Origin of the sequence: Streptococcus sp. C300 (genome assembly GCF_000187645.1) — a bacterium.
GTDB classification, from domain to species: domain Bacteria; phylum Bacillota; class Bacilli; order Lactobacillales; family Streptococcaceae; genus Streptococcus; species Streptococcus oralis_CQ.
Map to the genome: position 1 here is coordinate 134,353 of NZ_GL732470.1, position 5,709 is coordinate 140,061.

Genomic DNA, 5,709 nt, shown 5'->3' on the forward strand with positions numbered 1-5,709 from the left:
GGCTACATGACTTGAACACGCGACCCTCTCGATTACAAATCAGATGCTCTACCAACTGAGCTAAGCCGGCTGATTTCTATTATGCGGTTAAGGGACTTGAACCCCCACGCCGTTAAGCGCCAGATCCTAAATCTGGTGCGTCTGCCAATTCCGCCAAACCCGCAAATATGACCCGTACTGGGCTCGAACCAGTGACCCATTGATTAAAAGTCAATTGCTCTACCAACTGAGCTAACGAGTCTAAAATAACTTCCGTTATCTTAAACGGTCCCGACGGGAATCGAACCCGCGATCTTCGCCGTGACAGGGCGACGTGATAACCGCTACACTACGGGACCTATGGGAGTTAACGGGATCGAACCGCTGACCCTCTGCTTGTAAGGCAGATGCTCTCCCAGCTGAGCTAAACTCCCAAAGGGCGGAGTCTAGCTCAGCCAACGGTAAGAAACTTCGTTTCTCTCATCCGCCGATTGTAATTTCGATTTCCTCTCAATTACAACTAAGCTAAACTCCCTCGAGCTAAGCGACTTCCATATCTCACAGGGGGCAACCCCCAACTACTTCCGGCGTTCTAGGGCTTAACTGCTGTGTTCGGCATGGGTACAGGTGTATCTCCTAGGCTATCGTCACTTAACTCTGAGTAATACCTACTCAAAATTGAATATCTATCAAATACCAAGAAAACCGTCCGCTTTCATATTCTCAGTTACTTTGGATAAGTCCTCGAGCTATTAGTATTAGTCCGCTACATGTGTCGCCACACTTCCACTTCTAACCTATCTACCTGATCATCTCTCAGGGCTCTTACTGATATAAAATCATGGGAAATCTCATCTTGAGGTGGGTTTCACACTTAGATGCTTTCAGCGTTTATCCCTTCCCTACATAGCTACCCAGCGATGCCTTTGGCAAGACAACTGGTACACCAGCGGTAAGTCCACTCTGGTCCTCTCGTACTAGGAGCAGATCCTCTCAAATTTCCTACGCCCGCGACGGATAGGGACCGAACTGTCTCACGACGTTCTGAACCCAGCTCGCGTGCCGCTTTAATGGGCGAACAGCCCAACCCTTGGGACCGACTACAGCCCCAGGATGCGACGAGCCGACATCGAGGTGCCAAACCTCCCCGTCGATGTGAACTCTTGGGGGAGATAAGCCTGTTATCCCCAGGGTAGCTTTTATCCGTTGAGCGATGGCCCTTCCATACGGAACCACCGGATCACTAAGCCCGACTTTCGTCCCTGCTCGAGTTGTAGCTCTCGCAGTCAAGCTCCCTTATACCTTTACACTCTGCGAATGATTTCCAACCATTCTGAGGGAACCTTTGGGCGCCTCCGTTACCTTTTAGGAGGCGACCGCCCCAGTCAAACTGCCCGTCAGACACTGTCTCCGATAGGGATAACCTATCCGGGTTAGAGTGGCCATAACACAAGGGTAGTATCCCAACAACGTCTCCTTCGAAACTGGCGTCCCGATCTCATAGACTCCTACCTATCCTGTACATGTGGTACAGACACTCAATATCAAACTGCAGTAAAGCTCCATGGGGTCTTTCCGTCCTGTCGCGGGTAACCTGCATCTTCACAGGTACTAAAATTTCACCGAGTCTCTCGTTGAGACAGTGCCCAAATCATTACGCCTTTCGTGCGGGTCGGAACTTACCCGACAAGGAATTTCGCTACCTTAGGACCGTTATAGTTACGGCCGCCGTTTACTGGGGCTTCAATTCATACCTTCGGATTACTCCTAAGCACTCCTCTTAACCTTCCAGCACCGGGCAGGCGTCACCCCCTATACATCATCTTACGATTTAGCAGAGAGCTGTGTTTTTGATAAACAGTTGCTTGGGCCTATTCACTGCGGCTGACATAAAGTCAGCACCCCTTCTCCCGAAGTTACGGGGTCATTTTGCCGAGTTCCTTAACGAGAGTTCTCTCGCTCACCTGAGGCTACTCGCCTCGACTACCTGTGTCGGTTTGCGGTACGGGTAGAGTATGTTTAAACGCTAGAAGCTTTTCTTGGCAGTGTGACGTCACTAACTTCGCTACTAAACTTCGCTCCCCATCACAGCTCAATGTTATAGAATTAAGCATTTGACTCAATTCACACCTCACTGCTTAGACAGACACTTCCATTCGTCTGCTTTAGTTAGCCTACTGCGTCCCTCCATCACTACATACTCTAGTACAGGAATATCAACCTGTTGTCCATCGGATACACCTTTCGGTCTCTCCTTAGGTCCCGACTAACCCAGGGCGGACGAGCCTTCCCCTGGAAACCTTAGTCTTACGGTGGACAGGATTCTCACCTGTCTTTCGCTACTCATACCGGCATTCTCACTTCTATGCGTTCCAGCACTCCTCACGGTATACCTTCTTCACACATAGAACGCTCTCCTACCATACCTATAAAGGTATCCACAGCTTCGGTAAATTGTTTTAGCCCCGGTACATTTTCGGCGCAGGGTCACTCGACTAGTGAGCTATTACGCACTCTTTGAATGAATAGCTGCTTCTAAGCTAACATCCTAGTTGTCTGTGCAACCCCACATCCTTTTCCACTTAACAATTATTTTGGGACCTTAGCTGGTGGTCTGGGCTGTTTCCCTTTCGACTACGGATCTTAGCACTCGCAGTCTGACTGCCGACCATAATTCATTGGCATTCGGAGTTTATCTGAGATTGGTAATCCGGGATGGACCCCTCACCCAAACAGTGCTCTACCTCCAAGAATCTTTATGTCGACGCTAGCCCTAAAGCTATTTCGGAGAGAACCAGCTATCTCCAAGTTCGTTTGGAATTTCTCCGCTACCCACAAGTCATCCAAGCACTTTTCAACGTGCCCTGGTTCGGTCCTCCAGTGCGTCTTACCGCACCTTCAACCTGCTCATGGGTAGGTCACATGGTTTCGGGTCTACGACATGATACTAAAGCGCCCTATTCAGACTCGGTTTCCCTGCGGCTCCGTCTCTTCAACTTAACCTCGCATCATATCGTAACTCGCCGGTTCATTCTACAAAAGGCACGCTCTCACCCATTAACGGGCTCGAACTTGTTGTAGGCACACGGTTTCAGGTTCTATTTCACTCCCCTCCCGGGGTGCTTTTCACCTTTCCCTCACGGTACTGGTTCACTATCGGTCACTAGGGAGTATTTAGGGTTGGGAGATGGTCCTCCCAGATTCCGACGGGATTTCACGTGTCCCGCCGTACTCAGGATACTGCTAGGTACAAAGACTATTTTAAATACGAGGCTATTACTCTCTTTGGCTGATCTTCCCAAATCATTCTTCTATAATCTTTGAGTCCACATTGCAGTCCTACAACCCCGAAGAGTAAACTCTTCGGTTTGCCCTCCTGCCGTTTCGCTCGCCGCTACTAAGGCAATCGCTTTTGCTTTCTCTTCCTGCAGCTACTTAGATGTTTCAGTTCACTGCGTCTTCCTCCTCACATCCTTAACAGATGCGGGTAACAGGTAGTACCTGTTGGGTTCCCCCATTCGGAAATCCCTGGATCATCGCTTACTTACAGCTACCCAAGGCATATCGTCGTTTGTCACGTCCTTCTTCGGCTCCTAGTGCCAAGGCATCCACCGTGCGCCCTTATTAACTTAACCTTATTTTTTGACCTTTCAGTCATAAACTCTTTTAATACTACAGCGTTTCGGTTTATTTTCTTGTTACTATTTGATATAGATATTCAATTTTCAATGTGCATTACTTGGTGATCTCTCACCAATGGAGCCTAGCGGGATCGAACCGCTGACCTCCTGCGTGCAAAGCAGGCGCTCTCCCAGCTGAGCTAAGGCCCCACAAGACCTCTCAAGACTAAACAAGACCAATGTGCAGTTCCTTATCCTTAGAAAGGAGGTGATCCAGCCGCACCTTCCGATACGGCTACCTTGTTACGACTTCACCCCAATCATCTATCCCACCTTAGGCGGCTGGCTCCTAAAAGGTTACCTCACCGACTTCGGGTGTTACAAACTCTCGTGGTGTGACGGGCGGTGTGTACAAGGCCCGGGAACGTATTCACCGCGGCGTGCTGATCCGCGATTACTAGCGATTCCGACTTCATGTAGGCGAGTTGCAGCCTACAATCCGAACTGAGACTGGCTTTAAGAGATTAGCTTGCCGTCACCGGCTTGCGACTCGTTGTACCAGCCATTGTAGCACGTGTGTAGCCCAGGTCATAAGGGGCATGATGATTTGACGTCATCCCCACCTTCCTCCGGTTTATTACCGGCAGTCTCGCTAGAGTGCCCAACTGAATGATGGCAACTAACAATAGGGGTTGCGCTCGTTGCGGGACTTAACCCAACATCTCACGACACGAGCTGACGACAACCATGCACCACCTGTCACCTCTGTCCCGAAGGAAAACTCTATCTCTAGAGCGGTCAGAGGGATGTCAAGACCTGGTAAGGTTCTTCGCGTTGCTTCGAATTAAACCACATGCTCCACCGCTTGTGCGGGCCCCCGTCAATTCCTTTGAGTTTCAACCTTGCGGTCGTACTCCCCAGGCGGAGTGCTTAATGCGTTAGCTGCGGCACTAAACCCCGGAAAGGGTCTAACACCTAGCACTCATCGTTTACGGCGTGGACTACCAGGGTATCTAATCCTGTTTGCTCCCCACGCTTTCGAGCCTCAGCGTCAGTTACAAGCCAGAGAGCCGCTTTCGCCACCGGTGTTCCTCCATATATCTACGCATTTCACCGCTACACATGGAATTCCACTCTCCCCTCTTGCACTCAAGTTAAACAGTTTCCAAAGCGTACTATGGTTAAGCCACAGCCTTTAACTTCAGACTTATCTAACCGCCTGCGCTCGCTTTACGCCCAATAAATCCGGACAACGCTCGGGACCTACGTATTACCGCGGCTGCTGGCACGTAGTTAGCCGTCCCTTTCTGGTAAGATACCGTCACAGTGTGAACTTTCCACTCTCACACTCGTTCTTCTCTTACAACAGAGCTTTACGATCCGAAAACCTTCTTCACTCACGCGGCGTTGCTCGGTCAGACTTCCGTCCATTGCCGAAGATTCCCTACTGCTGCCTCCCGTAGGAGTCTGGGCCGTGTCTCAGTCCCAGTGTGGCCGATCACCCTCTCAGGTCGGCTATGTATCGTCGCCTTGGTGAGCCGTTACCTCACCAACTAGCTAATACAACGCAGGTCCATCTGGTAGTGATGCAATTGCACCTTTTAAGCAAATGTCATGCAACATCTACTATTATGCGGTATTAGCTATCGTTTCCAATAGTTATCCCCCGCTACCAGGCAGGTTACCTACGCGTTACTCACCCGTTCGCAACTCATCCAGAGAAGCAAGCTCCTCCTTCAGCGTTCTACTTGCATGTATTAGGCACGCCGCCAGCGTTCGTCCTGAGCCAGGATCAAACTCTCATTAAAAGTTTGAGTTCTCACTCATTTCTGTCACTGACAGATTTATTGTTTTTTCATTGTTCAGTACTATAACCTTAGTTATAGTGCCCTGCACATTGGTTCGTCTTGTTCAGTTTTCAAAGGTCTTTGTCACTCATTCTCTCAAGCGACAACTATATTAGTATATCACAGCTACCTGCTCTGTCAACAGATTTTTTAAACTTTTTTCAAGTTTTTTTAGCCGCAATACACCATAGTCCGTACGGGATTCGAACCCGTGTTACCGCCGTGAAAAGGCGGTGTCTTAACCCCTTGACCAACGGACCTGA

The 5,709-nt window shown here is 49.6% G+C and carries 6 tRNA genes and 3 rRNA genes; all 9 read right to left on the minus strand.

Going from position 1 to position 5,709, the window contains the following annotated elements:
• Window positions 1–82: 82 nt before the first annotated feature.
• The 9 genes from HMPREF0849_RS09345 to HMPREF0849_RS09385 all read right to left on the minus strand — a co-directional run bounded on the left by HMPREF0849_RS09345 (window position 83) and on the right by HMPREF0849_RS09385 (window position 5,706).
• A tRNA-Leu gene (locus HMPREF0849_RS09345) sits at window positions 83–163 on the minus strand.
• Window positions 164–168: 5 nt separating this feature from the next.
• Window positions 169–241 (minus strand) — tRNA-Lys (locus tag HMPREF0849_RS09350).
• 24 nt (window positions 242–265) lie between these two features.
• Window positions 266–338: transfer RNA gene (locus HMPREF0849_RS09355), tRNA-Asp, on the minus strand.
• Window positions 339–340: 2 nt separating this feature from the next.
• Window positions 341–413, minus strand: a tRNA-Val gene (locus HMPREF0849_RS09360).
• Window positions 414–518: 105 nt separating this feature from the next.
• Window positions 519–634 (minus strand): 5S ribosomal RNA (gene rrf / locus HMPREF0849_RS09365).
• A gap of 77 nt (window positions 635–711) precedes the next feature.
• Window positions 712–3,614 (minus strand): 23S ribosomal RNA (locus HMPREF0849_RS09370).
• Window positions 3,615–3,736: 122 nt separating this feature from the next.
• A tRNA-Ala gene (locus HMPREF0849_RS09375) sits at window positions 3,737–3,809 on the minus strand.
• A 51-nt stretch (window positions 3,810–3,860) separates the two neighbouring features.
• Window positions 3,861–5,407 (minus strand): 16S ribosomal RNA (locus tag HMPREF0849_RS09380).
• Together the 16S, 23S and 5S rRNA genes with 6 tRNA genes alongside form the textbook arrangement of a ribosomal RNA operon.
• Window positions 5,408–5,634: 227 nt before the next feature.
• Window positions 5,635–5,706, minus strand: a tRNA-Glu gene (locus HMPREF0849_RS09385).
• Window positions 5,707–5,709: the final 3 nt, after the last annotated feature.